11 protein-coding genes are annotated in these 16,225 nt (G+C 62.7%); 8 read left to right on the forward strand and 3 right to left on the reverse strand.

The window, feature by feature from the left end:
* The first annotated feature begins 244 nt into the window (after positions 1 to 244).
* The 4 genes from msrA (at position 245) to VBE63_RS18875 (ending at position 6,651) form a co-directional block, all read left to right on the forward strand.
* Positions 245 to 1,534: a peptide-methionine (S)-S-oxide reductase MsrA gene (gene msrA, locus VBE63_RS18860; RefSeq protein ID WP_323684566.1), complete on the forward strand. Its 1,290-nt coding sequence runs from the start codon at positions 245 to 247 to the stop codon at positions 1,532 to 1,534.
* A 271-nt stretch (positions 1,535 to 1,805) separates the two neighbouring features.
* Positions 1,806 to 3,374 carry a GMC family oxidoreductase gene (locus VBE63_RS18865; RefSeq protein WP_323684567.1) on the forward strand — a complete coding sequence of 523 codons (1,569 nt, stop codon included), beginning with the start codon at positions 1,806 to 1,808 and terminating at the stop codon, positions 3,372 to 3,374.
* Positions 3,371 to 3,967, forward strand: a complete 597-nt coding sequence (locus VBE63_RS18870; protein WP_323684568.1) for a hypothetical protein — start codon at positions 3,371 to 3,373, stop codon at positions 3,965 to 3,967. Before VBE63_RS18865 ends, VBE63_RS18870 begins: the two co-directional genes overlap by 4 nt.
* Positions 3,968 to 4,008: 41 nt before the next feature.
* Positions 4,009 to 6,651, forward strand: a complete 2,643-nt coding sequence (locus tag VBE63_RS18875; protein WP_323684569.1) for a glycosyltransferase family 2 protein — start codon at positions 4,009 to 4,011, stop codon at positions 6,649 to 6,651.
* A 101-nt stretch (positions 6,652 to 6,752) separates the two neighbouring features.
* On the opposite strand, the gene VBE63_RS18880 is transcribed toward VBE63_RS18875, so the two are convergent.
* Complete coding sequence (locus VBE63_RS18880) at positions 6,753 to 7,823, reverse strand: EAL domain-containing protein (RefSeq protein ID WP_323684570.1); 1,071 nt, start codon at positions 7,821 to 7,823, stop codon at positions 6,753 to 6,755.
* A gap of 50 nt (positions 7,824 to 7,873) precedes the next feature.
* The gene (locus VBE63_RS18885; RefSeq protein ID WP_323684571.1) at positions 7,874 to 8,785 is read right to left on the reverse strand and encodes a hypothetical protein; all 912 of its coding nucleotides are present in this window, start codon (positions 8,783 to 8,785) and stop codon (positions 7,874 to 7,876) included.
* A 294-nt stretch (positions 8,786 to 9,079) separates the two neighbouring features.
* On the opposite strand from VBE63_RS18885, the gene VBE63_RS18890 reads away from it, so the two are divergent.
* From VBE63_RS18890 to VBE63_RS18900, 3 genes are all read left to right on the forward strand, one after another.
* Positions 9,080 to 10,768: a SulP family inorganic anion transporter gene (locus VBE63_RS18890; RefSeq protein ID WP_323684572.1), complete on the forward strand. Its 1,689-nt coding sequence runs from the start codon at positions 9,080 to 9,082 to the stop codon at positions 10,766 to 10,768.
* A gap of 230 nt (positions 10,769 to 10,998) precedes the next feature.
* A complete protein-coding gene (locus tag VBE63_RS18895) occupies positions 10,999 to 12,003 on the forward strand; it encodes a sodium-dependent bicarbonate transport family permease (protein WP_323684573.1) in 1,005 nt (334 codons plus the stop codon).
* 138 nt (positions 12,004 to 12,141) lie between these two features.
* Positions 12,142 to 12,456 carry a P-II family nitrogen regulator gene (locus VBE63_RS18900; RefSeq protein ID WP_323684574.1) on the forward strand — a complete coding sequence of 105 codons (315 nt, stop codon included), beginning with the start codon at positions 12,142 to 12,144 and terminating at the stop codon, positions 12,454 to 12,456.
* A 47-nt stretch (positions 12,457 to 12,503) separates the two neighbouring features.
* Here the strand turns inward: VBE63_RS18900 and VBE63_RS18905 are convergent, their stop codons facing one another.
* Complete coding sequence (locus tag VBE63_RS18905; protein ID WP_323684575.1) at positions 12,504 to 15,197, reverse strand: bifunctional acetate--CoA ligase family protein/GNAT family N-acetyltransferase; 2,694 nt, start codon at positions 15,195 to 15,197, stop codon at positions 12,504 to 12,506.
* 99 nt (positions 15,198 to 15,296) lie between these two features.
* Here VBE63_RS18905 and VBE63_RS18910 point away from each other — a divergent pair.
* Positions 15,297 to 16,225 (forward strand): histone deacetylase family protein (locus tag VBE63_RS18910; protein WP_323684576.1); only part of this gene is annotated, 929 nt, incomplete at its 3' end.

Genomic DNA, 16,225 nt, shown 5'->3' on the forward strand with positions numbered 1-16,225 from the left:
TTGAGCAAGCGGTGCAAGATTGAAGACGAAGACGCGCAAGCCAAAGGCTCCGCCGCTTGCCTCTCACCGCGCTTGTATCACTGCCAGAGAGCCCTGCGGAAACCACCCCCAGATCCACGACCATGAGTCGAGCGGAATGACTCGCTTGAGAGGGACTTGCCAATCGACGCGACAGCCGGTGAAACAACTTGCCTCTCACGCTGGTCATAGCCGTCAGATTCGTTCTGATAAGGCCAAAGACCCCATGCACTCGCTTTCCCGTCTGTTGATCCCCCTCGTGTTCACCATCCTGCCTCTCCAAGCCCTCGCCGCCACAGAATCCATCGTCCTCGGCATGGGCTGCTTCTGGGGTGCCGAGAAGCGGATGTCCGAGATCCCCGGTGTGCTGGATGTCGAATCCGGTTACGCCGGCGGCGATGCCGAGCGGACCAGCTATCGCGAGGTGCTCAACCTCGAGAAGCGCATCCAGCGCGGCAAGAGCGATGAGCGCAATCATGCCGAAGTCATCAAGGTGACCTTCGACCCCGAGCAGGTTAGCCTCGAGCGGGTGCTGATCGGCTTCTGGGAGAACCACAATCCAACCCAAGGTGACCGCCAGGGCAATGATGTCGGCAGCAACTATCGGAGCGCAATCTACTTCAACAGCGAGGGGCAACGTGCCATCGCGCTCGAGACCCGCGACGCCTATCAGCAGGCGCTAAGCGCTGCCGGTTTTGGCCCGATCACGACCGAGATCGCCCCGCTGCGCAACTACAATCGCGCCGAGACCTATCATCAGGACTATCTGGTGAAGAACCCGGATGGCTACTGCGGTCTCGGCGGCACTCAGGTCGCCTTTCCCGGTGCTGCCGCAGATCTGGGTGAGCAGCGGGCAGCGCGGTCCCAGCCATCGCCACGGCTCGACGCCAAGGCGCTTAACGCCGAGCGCCAGCTGATCGTCTTCGAGGCCGAGGATTGCCCCTTCTGCCAGCAGTTCCGTGCCGAGGTGCTGGATGGCTGGTCCTCAGAGGTGCCAGTGGTCACGACTCTGAATCCGCGACCGCCGGAAGGCTGGTCGCTGGAGAAGGACCTGTTCGCCACTCCGACCATGGTGCTGTTCGAGGACGGCAAGGAGATCTCGCGCTACACCGGCTACCAGGGCGACAAGGAGCGCTTCTGGCAGTGGCTCGGCTTCCAGGTGTTGACCCCGGAGCAGCAGCGCATCGCCTTTGAGCAAGGCACCGAGCGCGCATTCACTGGCTCGCATCTGGATGAAAAGCGCCCCGGCGTCTTCGTTGACCCGATCACCGGCGCGCCGTTGTTTCGCAGCGATACCAAGTTCGAGAGCAAGAGCGGCTGGCCGAGCTTCTTCAACCCGGTTGAAGGCGCCCTCACCTATCACGACGACAACGCCCACGGCATGCGCCGCACCGAAGTCCGCAGCGCCAGCTCCGGCATCCACCTCGGCCACGTCTTCGACGATGGTCCGCCGCCCACCGGCAAGCGCTACTGCATCAATGGCAATGTGCTGAGCTTTGTGCCGGATGCCGACTGAAATGCGATCAGAGGCATAATTCCACTCCACTAACGGGGCTAATGCGCTACTCTTAGGGGGCTTGTACTACCTTTCGTAGTGCCTGCGTGACGCTTAGTACGCTCGCCCTGTCACCTGCGGTCGCCCCTTCATAGCCGACGAAGATGCAGGCGCAGTGGTGCTGACGAGGTGCTCTCAAGGCCTCGGCAGCGGATTGCGCCGGCCCTTGAGGAATGCGCGCGAGCTGAACGGTCAATGACTCAATGACCCCAGCCCGGAGCTGTTAACCCGCGTGCTTATCGACGCTCGCAGCCTTGACGACAATACGCAGATCGATGCCGACCTCGCCATTATCGGCGCCGGCCCAGCGGGCATTAGCCTCGCCCGCCGGCTAGCCAGTCAACGCATCAACATCTGTCTCATCGAATCCGGTGGCCTTGGCCTAGAAGCCGACACTCAAGACCTGTATCGGGGTGAAACGCCCGGGCTCGAGTATCCGCTCAGCAGTACTCGGCTGCGCTACTTCGGCGGTACCTCCGGCCATTGGGGCGGGTATTGTCGACCGCTTGACCCAATCGACTTTGAGCGGCGCGACTGGGTGCCGCTGAGTGGCTGGCCCTTTGGCCGCGAGGCACTTGACCCCTATTGGGAGCTGGCAAGCGAAACGGTCGAGGTTGCTCCCGCTCAGTATGAGAACGGTGACTATTGGGCGCAGGCCACCGGCGAATCCCTCGTCGATTGGCGTGCCGGTCGATTCAACGCCCGATTCTTCCAATTCAGCCCGCCAACACGCTTTGGTGAGCGTTATCGCGGCGAGCTCGAGCGGTCGCCAAGCATCCGCGTCCTGCTCCATAGCAACCTGACCAACATTGCCGCGTTGCCCTCGGCGCGGGCGGTCGATCACTTGCAGTTGCAAAGCTTGAATGGACGCAAGCAACAGGTCCGCGCCAAGCGCTTCGTGCTGGCCGCCGGAGGCATCGAGAACGCGCGTCTACTGCTGCTCTCGAACGATGTGATGCCGACTGGAATCGGCAACCAGAACGATCGGGTCGGACGCTGTTTCATGGAGCATCCACACCTCGGCGGCTTTGCCGATATCGTCATCGCTGATATCCGTCGGCTGCCGCGGATCTATCGGGAGCGCGTCCTGGTCGACGGACGCCATGCTCGCGTCTGTTATATCCCTCGCGCTGACTTCCTCCGCCGCGAGCGGCTACTCTCAGCCTCCTTTACTATGTCGGTCATCGAGACCTTTGGCCCGGAGTCCACCGCGGCTACCGCCGTCACTGAGCAACACCAGATGCTCGCGGCGGCCCAGCCATTCTTGACCGACCGGTCTGCCGCGCACATCGATTGCGAGGCCGATCGCGAGGTCGATCCCAGCGCCCAGGGCCAGAACACCGGGCTTGGCGTCCGCATGGGCATCGGCTGCGCCTGTGAGCAGACACCGAATCCAAACAGCCGCGTCACGCTGAGCGATGAAACCGATGCACTGGGGCTGCGACGGACCCGCCTTGACTGGCGGCTGACCGAGCAAGATCGGCGCAGCCTGCTTGCCAACATCCATGCGCTTGGCCGCGAACTCGGTGCCACGGGCATCGGACGGATGCGCCCACGGCTGCCGGACGACGGTCAATGGGAGCCCCGGGTCTCTGGTGGCAGTCATCACATGGGCACCACGCGCATGAGCGATGACCCTAAGCAGGGCGTCGTAGACCGCGATTGCCGGGTGCATGGGATCGATAACCTCTACATCGCCGGCTCGTCGATCTTTCCCACCTGCGGATCTGCGAATCCGACCCTGAACATCCTCGCGCTCAGCTATCGGCTCGCTGACCATCTTGAGCGGCAATCAACATGACCACCCAGCCAGAGCCCGCATTCGAACGCGCAGTCGGCTCGCTCAGGGAGCTCGACCGCCGGACCTTCATCAGCATGGTGCTCGGACTGATCGCCGCGGCACCGACGGCGCATGCCGCTGTGGCTCCAGCAGCACTCGCACCGGCGCGCTTGAGCGATGGCGGCGGCAGTCTTAGCGTCGCCAGCGTACCTTCCAGCCTCAACCTAGGTGCACTGCTAGGAACCCTCAGCGATCCGAGCGCAGCGGCTTGGCTCGGCCAGCGCTATCTCGCCGATCACCCGCATGAGCAAGACGCAAATCGCCTCATCGACCGGCTCTCTGCGGCGCTCAGCGAGCACCAGGGGCGTCTCCCTGCTGATCGTGCGGCGCTCAGTCAGGCCCTCAGCGCGCTCATCAAGGACGAGTACATCTCAGCGCCCTTGCAATCGGTCGAGGGCTGGATGCTGGCACCCAGCGAGGCCAGGCTCTACGCCCTCGCTGCGTTGGCCGCGAGTCCTCGGAAAGCAGAGCGTCCTAACGATCTGCCGACCAGTCGCACACCCCATCCGCACACCAGGGCACTCGAGCCGCCACGCACAACAGCGGGCTGCTAAGACCGCCGGCGCCCGTTCAACGACCCCGCGAGACCTAGGCGATGCATCGCTCACTTTCCATCGTCATCCCGATCCTCATCGCTGGCCTCACCGTCGCGCTCTGGGCGATGATGAACCGCCCCTCGGTTGAGCCGCCCTGGCCCACCCGTATTCAAGGCTATTCGTTCTCGCCGATGCGTGCCGATCAGGACCCCGGACGCAAGCTCTATCCGTCCATCACCGAGATCGACCAAGATCTCAGCTTGCTCCAAGGCGAGGCCCACGCCATCCGCACCTATACCGTTGACGGCATCTTGGGACAGGTACCCGAGCTTGCCGCGGCGCGCAGCCTCAACGTCTCACTCGGAGCCTGGATCGGGCCCGATGCTGAATCCAACGAGGCCGAGCTGGCTCGGCTGATCGAGATCCTTGGCGAGCCGCATCGCAACATCGTGCGCGTGTTTGTCGGCAACGAAGCGATCCTGCGCGAGGATATCGAGGTGACCGAACTCAGCACCCAGCTCGATCGCATTCGCCGCCTCACCCAGATCCCAGTCAGCACCGCCGAGCCCTGGCACGTCTGGCTCAAGCATCCGGAGCTTGTCGAGCACGTCGATTTCATCGCCATCCATCTGTTGCCCTACTGGGAAGGACTCCCGATCGATAAGGCTGTCGACTACGCCTTCCGCCGGCTTGACGAGGTTCGACAGGCATTCCCGGGCAAGGAGGTGATCATCGGCGAGATCGGCTGGCCCAGTCATGGACGACGCAACCGCGGTGCCGAGCCCTCGCAAGCCAATCAGACCCGATTTCTACGCCGCGTGCTTGCGCGTGCCGAGCGAGAAGGCGTCATCTATTATGTGATGGAGGCCTTCGACCAACCCTGGAAGACAAAGATCGAAGGTGCCGTCGGCGCCTACTGGGGCGTCTACGATGCCGAGCGCGAGCCCAAGTTCACCCTCACTCAGCCCGTCGTCCGCATCCCGAATTGGCAGGAGCTCGCCGCGCTGTCGGTCGGCCTCGCGGTCTTGCTGCTGCTGCTGCTCTATCGCGATAGCGCTACCCTCTCGTCCTCCGGCAAGGGCTTCCTGGCACTAATCACCTATGCGGTCTCGACCGCCGCGGTGCTCTTGGTCTACGACTACACCCGTCAGTACATGACGCCACTGACCACCGCGGTCGGTGTGCTGTTGTTGATCGGTGGCATCGGCGTCCTAGTGCTGCTCTCCGCCGAGGCTCATGAATGGGCGGAATCGCTCTGGCTCAAGCGCTGGCGCCGCGCCTTTTCACGCCGTGAGGTGCCTGATGCCTGGCTGCCCATGGTCTCGCTCCATGTGCCGGCCTACAACGAGCCGCCGGCCTTGCTGATCGAGACCCTCGACGCGCTCGCGACCTTGGATTACCCGCATGTCGAGGTCTTGGTGATCGACAATAACACCAAAGATCCAGCAGTCTGGGAGCCTGTACGCGCGCACTGCGCCCAGCTCAATCGGCGTCTGTTGCAGAACGGCAAGCCCAACGGCCAGCGCTTCCGGTTCTTTCATGTCAGCCCGCTGGCAGGCTTCAAGGCCGGCGCACTCAACTTTGCCTTGCGCGAAACCGATCCCAAAGCCGGCATCGTCGCCGTGATCGATGCCGATTATCTGGTCAATCCCAACTGGCTGCGCGATCTGATCCCGGCCTTCTTTGACGATGAGGTCGCCATCGTCCAAGCCCCGCAGGATTATCGCGACGGCGACGAGAACGCGTTCAAGGCCATGTGCCTAGCCGAATATCGAGGCTTCTTCCACATCGGTATGGTCACTCGCAATGAGCGCAACGCCATCATTCAGCACGGCACCATGACCATGATCCGGCGCGATGCGCTCGAGGCCGTCGGTGGCTGGTCCGAATGGTGTATCACCGAAGATGCCGAGCTTGGGCTCAGGTTGTTCGAAGCCGGCCACAAGGCCCTCTATATCCCAACCACCTATGGCCGCGGGCTGATCCCTGATACCTTCAATGACTTCAAGAAACAGCGCTTCCGCTGGGCCTACGGGGCCGTGCGGGTGTTGATCGCGCATCGCCGCGAACTACTGGGGCTGCGTCGCACCCGGCTCAGCAGCGGTCAGCGCTGGCATTTCCTCTCCGGTTGGCTGCCTTGGTTCGCGGACGGCTTCAATCTGTTGTTCAACTTTGCCGCCCTGGCCTGGACGATTGCGATGGTGGCCGCACCGGATCAGGTGACGCCGCCCTATCTATCGATCGCGCTGGTGCCGCTCGTGCTCTTTGGCTTCAAGATGATCAAGAGCTTCGTGCTCTATCGACGCCGCGTGGATGCCACCTGGCGCCAAGCATTCGCCGCCGGCTTGGCCGGACTGGCGCTCTCCCACACCATCGCACGTGCCACTTGGGCCGGCGTCTTCTCTGGGAAGCTCGGGTTTTTCCGCACGCCAAAACTCGCGTCCTCAGCTGCCGTGCTCCGAGCGCTGATCGATGCGCGCGAGGAAGCGCTACTGATGAGCGCCTTTCTACTCGGCGCCTTCGCGGTGCTGCAGCGCCCGGATGCCTTCATGATGGATGTCCGAGTCTGGGCCGCGGTGCTGCTGGTGCAGTCGCTGCCCTACGCCGCCGCGGTGATGGTCTCGCTGATCAGCGCGCTGCCGCAGTTACCATCAGGGTTGGTTGGCCCACTGGCCGAAATGCGCACTGGCGATAGCACTTGAGTCGCTCAGCAGCGATCCACTGTCTGTCTACTTCCCGCTGATTGCCCAACAGTGTCGCTCGAATCGGTCCGCGAAGCGGGAAGATGTTGATGGGCCCTTTCTCAACGCGATGAATAGGGCGTTGGCGCTGGCCGGGCGAGCAGAAAACCTTGCACATAGTCAACCTTGTGCGCCTGAAGCCAGTCGAGATCCTCGGCCTGCTCAACGCCCTCGGCGATGACTTCAATGCCCAGATCGTGCGCCATCTGCGTGACACGCTCGATGATGACCGACTGCACCCGATTAGCGCCAACCCCATCAACCAGCGAGCGATCCAGCTTGACGAAGTCGGGACGCAAGCTCGGCAGCAGCCCCAACCCCGCATAACCGCCGCCGAGATCATCGAGTGCGACCTTGAAGCCAGCGTCGCGGTAATACCCGAGGACATTGGCCAGGTGATCGGGATCACCGATGCGCTCAGTCTCGATCACCTCGAAGACGATGCGCTCGCGCTGCAGCCCAGCCTGCTCGACCGCGGCGACCGTGGTTTGCAGGCAGTTGATCGGATCATAGACGGCAGCCGGCGTGAAATTGATGAAGATCTGACTACTGATCCTCTGTGCCGCTGCATTCTGCACCGCGGTGATACGTGCCAAGCGATCGAGCGGAAAGACCAGATCAGCTCGCGTTGCTAGCTCAAACATCAAGCCTGGGGAGACGATCGCACCCTGCTCGTCGATCCCGCGTAGCAGACATTCGTGGGCGAAGACCTGATCGGGCTCGGCAACATGGAAGATCGGTTGAAAATGGGTCGTGACACGTTGGGCATGCAAGAGGCTTTGCAGCCACCCACCGCGCCGCCTCGCAATGAAGGTTTCCAGGCTCTCAACCTGGCCCAATTGCGCAAAACCCGGCTCCTCGTTTCCGGCCATGAACAGGGCTCGACTATCGCGGGCCTCGGCCCGCGTAAGACGCTCGTCGAGCAGCCTTGCCAACTGGTCCTGCTCGTCCGAGGTGACCGCGACGATCAACCCAGACTGGCCCGGAACCTCTGACACAGCAACAGCGGTCTGCTCCAAGGCAGCCCTGAGCTTCTGTTGGGTATGTCCGAGGGGAAGCCAAATAAACAGTCGGCCAGCCTCGGTGCAGGGCGCCGCTGGTCGACCGCAGCGCTCACAATCCTGTTCTGACATCTTTCTTAACCCCCTTGTCTGATCATCTAACCGAGCGCACCATCTGGGCGTTAGAACCGAAGATCGAGGGTTGCACCACCGAACGGCGCGGGATCAAAGCGCGACTTTTCGATCAGTCCGCCGTTGGCATCCTCCAACCGCAGCTCGCCGTCAAATTCGATACCAGCGACTAGACTCAAGCTCAAATGACTGCCGAAGCTGCGGGTTGCCCCAAGATAGACGGGGACCGCCGTCTCTTGGCCCACGCCGGCGGCGGCGACCCCCTTGTCATCGAGTCTGAAACGGGCCTTTTCATAACGTGCGCCGAGCGACAACGACCAGCGCTCCGAGGCTTGCCAAGCCAACACCAGCCCTGGCCCCTCGGTCGCGGCAAAACCGCTTCCGGTGCGCAACGCCAGGCTGTCGGTGAGCCTCCAGTCGATGGCCAGGATCGGGAACCAGTCGACATCGTCCTCAAGCCCGGAGAAGATGCCAAAGCCAGGTCCGATGCTGAGGCGATCACTCACTCGATAACTGGCGGCGGCAATCAGGCCACCGGTCTGACCATCGCTGAGGTCAGCGCCCTCCTCGGCCGTCCAGCGAATCGAGGGTACCGCGAAGAGATTCCAACGCTCGTCCGCCTTCCAGCTTATCAGGCCACTAAGCCGTAGCTCACGGACCCGCGACCAGGGACTCAAGGCACCGAAGCCGGTCTCCCCCTCAAAGCGATACTGGCGCTCACCATAGCTAGCGCTCAGCCCTAGGCGCAGATCTGGAGCAACGGCCTGATCAGCGCCCAGGCGGATTGCCCAGGCATCCAACTCGACCTCACCGCCATCATTGATATCGGTCTGCCATCGGTGCAAGGCTCCGGTATCGAGACGCAAGCGCCACGCATCCGCGCTCGGCTGTGCAAAAAGCGGGCTGCTCGCCAGCAACAAGCCAACTAGCAGCGAACTGAACAAGAACCGGAGCCAGCCCATAGACGATTTTCCAGTGTCCAAGCGTGAGAGCATCAGCCGTTATTAGCATCAGCCGCCGACCCGCGGCACCAAGAGTATACCGCTCAGCGCCCCTCCTCGGTTCGACTCCTATCAACGGCTTGGCGCTGATGCCACGGCGCTGCCGCTGTCCATCTGCCGATCTCCATCTACCACTTTCCATCTGCCAGTATCTATCTATAGCATCGATCCGGCTTTTTGATTTCGGTTCCCGCGTCAGAACCATTACCCTACAGGGACTAAACCATATCGATGCTGCGGGGGTAAGGGAGACCGATGCGAGTCTTCAATCAGATCAATCTCAGGCACCTTAAAGGCGACCTGTTCGGTGGCGTCACCGCAGCGGTGATCGCGTTGCCCATGGCGCTCGCCTTCGGCGTCGCCTCTGGCGCTGGTGCTGAAGCCGGTTTGTATGGCGCAGTGCTGATCGGACTGTTCGCCGCCTTGTTCGGCGGCACGCCAACGCTGATCTCAGAGCCGACCGGGCCGATGACGGTGGTCTTCACAGCCGTCATTGCAACCATGATGGCCGCCAACCCTGAGCTGGGCATGGCCATGGCCTTCACCACCGTGATGCTTACCGGCGTCTTTCAGGTGATCTTCGGCGCGCTCAAGCTCGGGCGCTATGTCACGATGATGCCATACACGGTGATCTCAGGCTTTATGTCTGGCATCGGTTTCATCTTGATCATCATCCAGCTGCCGCCGCTGCTTGGCTACGCCTCTCCACCCGGAGGTGTGCTCGGCTCGTTGACAGCGATACCAGGCTTCATCACCCAGATCAAGCCGGCAGAGGCGAGTTTGGGCCTCCTCTCGCTCGCCATCCTCCTGCTGATGCCCAAGCGTTGGCGTCGCTTCGTCCCGCCACAACTTCTAGCGCTCATCGCCGGAACCCTGCTCGCGATCTTCGTGCTACCAGAGTTGTTCGCTGGCGAGACCTATCGCGCCATCGGCTCGGTGCCAGGCGGTCTGCCCTCGTTACAGCTGCCAACCTTCAGCCCAGGGCAGTGGCAGACCATTGTCATTAATGCGCTGGTGTTAGCGCTGCTAGGCTCCATCGACGCCTTGCTCACCTCAGTGATCGCCGACAGCTTGACGCGGACCCAGCACAACTCGGATAAGGAGTTGATGGGTCAGGGGCTTGGCAACCTCGCGTCTGGCCTGTTTGGCGGTCTGCCCGGAGCCGGCGCCACCATGGGCACTGTGGTCAACATCCAGACCGGTGGACGCACCGCACTCTCCGGGCTCACCCGCGCACTGATCTTAGCCGTCGTCGTCTTCGGCGCCAGTGCGTTGGTCGAGCCGATCCCGAAGGCGGTGCTCGCCGGTATCGCGATCAAGGTTGGCATCGATATTATCGACTGGGGCTTCTTGCGCCGTGCGCATAAGGTCTCGATCCGCGGCGCCCTGATCATGTATGGCGTCATCGCGATGACGGTCTTCGTCGATCTGATCACCGCGGTCGGCATTGGGCTTTTCGTCGCCAACGTCCTCACCATCCGCCGACTCGCCGATCTGCAATCTGAAGGCGTGCGCGTCCTCGGCTTACCGGATACCGAAGACGGGCTGGATTGCCCGAACGCCTCGCCGGAGGATGTCCGCATCCTGCGTGATCCCAGCAATCGCGTGGTCATGCTCTGCCTCAGCGGTCCTCTGATCTTTGGTGCCGCAAAAGCGGTTACGCGCCAACAGAACGCGCTGCTGGCCGCACGTTCGTTGGTGGTTGATCTCACTGAGGTTCCGCATATCGGCGTCACCACCTCGCTAGCGGTCGAAGCGGTGGTTCGCGAGGCGGTCGAGCATGGTTGCCGTGTCTACTTCGCTGGCATCCATGATCAACCACGTCAGCGTTTCGAGAATCTAGGCCTCAAACGCATCGTCCCCAAAGAGAATTGGATCGATAATCGCTCGGCGGCGCTCAAGCGCGCCGTCTCGGAACGTGCCGGCCAGACGCAGCCCAGCTGACTGAACTGATCTCGGAGCACATTCGGAATTCAAGGCTTGATCTATCGGATTTGCCGAACCTATCGATTTTAATCGATGCTTTTGCGCGTAAAGTCCGATGGTCGATCACGGCAGACTGCCCACACCATCCTCCTCGTGACCGTTATGGCTGATTCCAGGTGACCCAAAGGGGGACGCAGGGGAGAGCAACAGCGGTCAGGTACAAGTAAAGACAACGAGGAGTGAAGAACGTGGAGATATTGCTCGACTTCGGTGCACGCTTCGTGCACCAGCTGCAGTCGCCAACGCTGGCGTTCCTGTTGGGAGGCATCCTGATCGCCGCGCTTGGCTCACGGCTAACGATCCCTGACGCCATCTACAAGTTCATCGTCTTCATGCTGCTGTTGAAGGTCGGCCTGAAGGGCGGCATGGCGATCGGCGAGGCGGACCTCGGGGCGATGCTGCTGCCGGCGTTTTTCGCCGTGGTCGTGGGCTGTCTGACCGTGGTGATCGGTCGCTATACGCTGGCCTTGCTACCCGGTATCCGGGTTGAGGACGGGATTGCAACCGCAGGCCTGTTTGGAGCCGTCAGCGGATCGACGCTCGCCGCGGGAACGGTGGTGCTGGAGTCCGAAGGCATCAGCTACGAGCCCTGGGCGGTGGCGCTGTACCCGTTCATGGATATCCCGGCGCTGGTGTTAGCGATCGTGCTGGCCAGTGTGTACCTCAAGAAGAAGGATGGCTCTGGCGAAAAAGTGGCAATCTGGCCGATCGTCAAGGAAAGTCTGCAAGGCCCAGCCTTGTCGGCATTGTTGCTGGGCATCGCCCTCGGCCTCTTTACCAATCCTGAGGGGGTCTTTGATACCTTCTACGAGCCGCTATTCCGAGGTCTGCTGTCGGTGTTGATGCTGATCATGGGCATTGAGGCCTACTCCCGCTTGAACGAGCTGCGTCGCGTCGCCCATTGGTTCGCCGTCTACGCCGCTGTCGCCCCCTTGATGAACGGGCTCATTGCCTTCGGCCTCGGCACTATTGCCCATGTGCTGACTGGCTTTAGCCCAGGCGGCGTGGTGCTGCTCGCGATCATTGCCGGCTCGAGCTCCGACATCTCCGGGCCACCCACGCTCCGTGCTGGCATACCAACGGCCAACCCCTCGTCCTACATTGGCTCATCGACGAGTATCGGCACCCCGGTCGCGATTGCCATCGGCATTCCGCTCTACATCGGTTTAGCACAGGTAGTCTTCGGGGCCTGATGCGGTGCTTGCTGATGCTCCGGCGGTCTTAGAGACTCACGGAGGCATCAGCATCGTTCACTGTGAAGCACCGGGGCCGAGATGTCGCTTACAGCGAGGCATCCGGTTTTATCGATCCACACCAAGAGGACTCAAGTCATGGCACAAATAGCCAAGAAGCTGGTGATCATTACTGAAAAGGTGATCCTGCCCAAGGTCACCAAGATCATCCAGGCAGCGGGGGCCACCGGTTACACCGTGATGGATGCCGGAGGCGTCGGCAGCCGCAACACCCCCTCACCAGGTCAACCCATCGTCTCGGACACCTACTCGAACATCAAGATCGAGGTCATCACCGCCAGCGAGGACGTAGCCCGAACGATTGCCAAGCAAGTCGCCGAGAAGTACTTCGACAACTTCTCGGGCATCATCCACCTCGGCGAGGTCGAGGTCCTGTACGCGCATAGCCTGTGATCCTATCAACCGCAGACGGCCCGGGCTGGCAAGGGATGCCAGCCCCCTCACAACACCTTCGACACCAGCTTCACGGTCGGATCATTGCGATCGGTCTCAATCCGAAAGCCGAGCGACTTGACCAGCGCCAGCATGCGCGAGTTCGCACTCAAGACCTCGCCCTCCATGATCCGCAGCCCCTTGTTACGCGCGTTCTGCATCAGTGAGCGCATCAACCGGGCGCCGATTCCACGCCGGCGACTGGCATCCGAGACCACGATCGCGAACTCGCAGGTATCGCCACCCGGATGCGCCATGTAGCGCGCGACGCCCACCTCCAGCTCGGTGCCAACCCCCTCCTCGCCCTGCGGGCGGATCACCCCAATCAGCGCCATCTCGCGGTCGTAGTCGATCTGGGTGAAGCGCACCAGCATGTCCGGCGACAACTCCTTGATGGTCTGCATGAAGCGAAAATACTTGGTCTGATCGGAGAGACCACGGACGAAATCCTGCTCCATCTCCGCATCTTCGGGGCGGATCGGGCGGATGGTCAGATCGGTGCCATCGGGCAGCGGCACCCGCTCGATCAGGTGCTGCGGATAGGGGTGGATCGCCATGTGGCCATAGACCGGCATCTGCGGCGGCGGGTAGTCGACCTGAATGCGCGCATCGACGGCGATCACGTCCAGGTCATTGCCGATCAGCGGGTTGATCTCGAGCTCGATAATCTCCGGCAGCTCGCAGACCATCTCCGAGACCCGCTGCAGGATGCGCGACAGCGCTTGCCGGTTCATCGGCGGCATGTTGCTGTAGGCGCCCATCAGCCGCGCCACCCGCGTGTGCTCGATCATGGTCTGGATGATGAAGGCGTTCAGCGGCGGCAGGCCGAGCGCCTTATCCTCCAGCACCTGCATGTCGGTGCCACCGGCGCCGAAGCTGATGATCGGGCCAAAGATCGGATCGCGCACCACCTTCACCATCAGCTCGCGCGCGGCGCGGGTCGGCACCATGTGCTCAACCGTCACGCCCTGGATCTGCGCCTGTGGCCGCAGCTTCTGCGCGCGCTCGGTCAGCTCGGTATAGGCGCGGCGAATGCTCTGCGCATCACTCAGCGCGAGCCGGACGCCATCGACATCGGATTTATAGCGGATATCCGGTGAGTTGATCTTGATCACCACCGGGAAGCCGAGCGACTCGGCGGCGATCAGCGCCTCGTTCGGCGAGCGCGCCAGCACCGCCTGGGTGCTGTTGATGCGAAACGCCGAGAGCACCGCCTTGGCCTCGATGCTGCCGAGCACCTTACGGCCCTCGGCCATCACGCCTTCGATGATCAGCCGCGCGCCCTCGACATCCGGCCCCAACTGCTGCGACAAGGGCCCCGGCGACTGCATCAGCAGCATCCGGTTGCGACGCTGCTCAGCGAGGAACGACATCGCATCCACCGCCACCTCGGGCGACTCGAAATGCGGCACCCCATGCTCGGCGAACAGCGCCTGCGCCTCGGCGACCCGACTCTCACCCATCCAGCAGGTCAGTACCGGCTTGCGGGTCTGCTTGGCGACCTCGATCACCTCGGTCGCCACGGTGGTCGGATCACTGGTCGCCAAGGGCGCCATCAAGGCGATCACGCCATCAACACCGACATCGGCGAGACAGGCATCCAAGGCATCGCGATACCGCTGCGCCGAGCCATCGCCCATCACATCGACCGGATTGCCGTGTGACCAATGATCGGGCAGCGCCTGCCCGAGCTTGGCGCGCGTCTCTTCGCTCAGCTCCGCCAGGGACAGCCCATGATCCACCGCCCGATCCGCCGCCAACACGCCGGGACCACCGCCATTGGTGATCACCGCGATGCGATTACCGGCGAGCCGCCGCCCGGCGCCAAACACCTGCGCCGCCGCGAACAGCTGCGCCAGGCGCTCCACCTGCACCGCGCCACCGCGCTCGAGCACCGCCCGAAACACCTCCGAAGAGCCAACCCAAGCGCCGGTATGCGAGCGCGCCGCGCGCGAGCCGGCCGGATGCCGGCCGGTCTTGACCACCACCACCGGCTTCAGCCGTGCTGCCGCCCGGAGCCCACTCATGAAGCGACGCGCATCGCGCACGCCCTCGACATAGAGCAAGATGCTCTGGGTCTGTGGATCGAGCGCCAGATAGTCGAGGATGTCGCCAAAATCAACATCCGCCGCCGCCCCAAGCGAGACCACCGCCGAGAAGCCCATGCGCCTTGGCCCGGAGCGATCCAGCATCGCCGCGCAGACCGCCCCGGACTGCGAGACCAGGGCGACATTGCCGGCGCGCGGCAGTTCATTACCAAAGGTCGCGTTGAGCCCATGCGAGGGCCGCATCACGCCCAGACAATTTGGCCCCAACACCCGAATCCGATTGCGCCGCGCCGCCTCCACCAGCCGCTCCTGCAGCGCGCTGCCCTGCTCACCCTGCTCGGAGAAGCCGGCCGAATGCACCACCGCCGCGCGCACGCCAAACTCGCCGCACTGATCCAGGATGCCTGGCACCGCTTCCGCCGGGGTCGCGATCAGCGCCAGATCGACATGCTTATCGAGCGCCGCCAGATCCTTCCAGCAGGGCTGGCCATCAACGGTCTCATACTTCGGGTTGATCGGATAACAAGGCCCCTTGAAGCCGCCGGCGAGGACATTGCGATAGACCATGGCGCCGACCGAGCCCTCACGATCACTGGCGCCAAACACGGCCACCGCATCAGGAACAAAAAGCTGGTCGACATCGGAGAGTCGCATCGGCGGGCCCCTCCTGGGGCGAATCGGGTAACGAAGCAAAATGGTCACAAAGCGACTAAGCTTTCGGACACCTGTAGCGAGCACCTGAGTCAGCGCCCTATGAATCTGGCCTTCATCTCTCACCAAGACTGTCTCGAGCACAAGATGGGCGCGCACCATGTTGAGGTGCCGGAGCGCCTGCACGCGATCTCGGATCGGATGATCGCCGCCGGCATGGAGATGCTGGTGACCCATTATGACGCGCCTAAGGCCAGCCGTGAGCAACTCTTGGCGGTGCATGAGGCCGACTATGTCGATGCCCTGTTCGAGGCCGCGCCCAGCGCCGATGATGTGCTGGTCTGGGTCGATGGCGATACCGCCATGTCGCGCGGGTCGCTGAGCGCCGCGCTGCACGCCGCCGGCGCGACGATCCTGGCGGTCGATCTGGTGATGAGCGATCGCCATCACGCCGCCTTTTGCTCAGTGCGCCCACCCGGCCATCATGCCGAGCGCGCGCGCTCGATGGGCTTCTGCTTCTTCAACAACATCGCCGTTGGCGCGGCCCATGCGATGAATGCGCATGGGCTCAAGCGCATCGCCATCGTCGATTTCGACGTTCACCACGGTAACGGCACCGAGGATATCTTCACCGGCGATGAGCGGGTGCTGTTCTGCTCCAGCTTCCAGCATCCCTTTTATCCTGGCTCCGGCGCCGACTCGACCGCGCCGAACGTGATCAACCTGCCGCTGCCCTCGCGCACCAATGGCGAGGCCTTCCGCGCCGCGATGGAGCAGCATTGTCTGCCGCAGATCGAGGCCTTCGCCCCGGAGTTGATCATGATCTCGGCCGGCTTCGATGGCCATGCCGAGGATGACATGGCGCATTTCATGCTCCGCGAGCCGGACTATGCCTGGATCACCGCCCAGTTGCGCGAGATCGCGGTGCGCCATGCCCATGAGCGGATTGTCTCTTGTCTTGAAGGCGGCTACAGCCTCTCAGCGCTGGGTCGCAGCGTCGCCGTGCATATTGATGAGTTGATTGGGCATGG

The sequence above is a fragment of the Lamprobacter sp. genome (genome assembly GCF_034860625.1).
Classification (GTDB): Bacteria; Pseudomonadota; Gammaproteobacteria; order Chromatiales; family Chromatiaceae; genus Lamprobacter.

What these genes read in the sequence shown, in the direction of transcription:
- msrA (WP_323684566.1), top strand. Translation starts at nt 245, where the DNA reads ATGCACTCGCTTTCCCGTCTGTTGATCCCCCTCGTGTTCACCATCCTG.
- VBE63_RS18870 (WP_323684568.1), top strand. Translation starts at nt 3,371, where the DNA reads ATGACCACCCAGCCAGAGCCCGCATTCGAACGCGCAGTCGGCTCGCTC.
- VBE63_RS18875 (WP_323684569.1), top strand. Translation starts at nt 4,009, where the DNA reads ATGCATCGCTCACTTTCCATCGTCATCCCGATCCTCATCGCTGGCCTC.
- VBE63_RS18880 (WP_323684570.1), bottom strand. Translation starts at nt 7,823, where the DNA reads ATGTCAGAACAGGATTGTGAGCGCTGCGGTCGACCAGCGGCGCCCTGC.
- VBE63_RS18885 (WP_323684571.1), bottom strand. Translation starts at nt 8,785, where the DNA reads ATGGGCTGGCTCCGGTTCTTGTTCAGTTCGCTGCTAGTTGGCTTGTTG.
- VBE63_RS18890 (WP_323684572.1), top strand. Translation starts at nt 9,080, where the DNA reads ATGCGAGTCTTCAATCAGATCAATCTCAGGCACCTTAAAGGCGACCTG.
- VBE63_RS18900 (WP_323684574.1), top strand. Translation starts at nt 12,142, where the DNA reads ATGGCACAAATAGCCAAGAAGCTGGTGATCATTACTGAAAAGGTGATC.
- VBE63_RS18905 (WP_323684575.1), bottom strand. Translation starts at nt 15,197, where the DNA reads ATGCGACTCTCCGATGTCGACCAGCTTTTTGTTCCTGATGCGGTGGCC.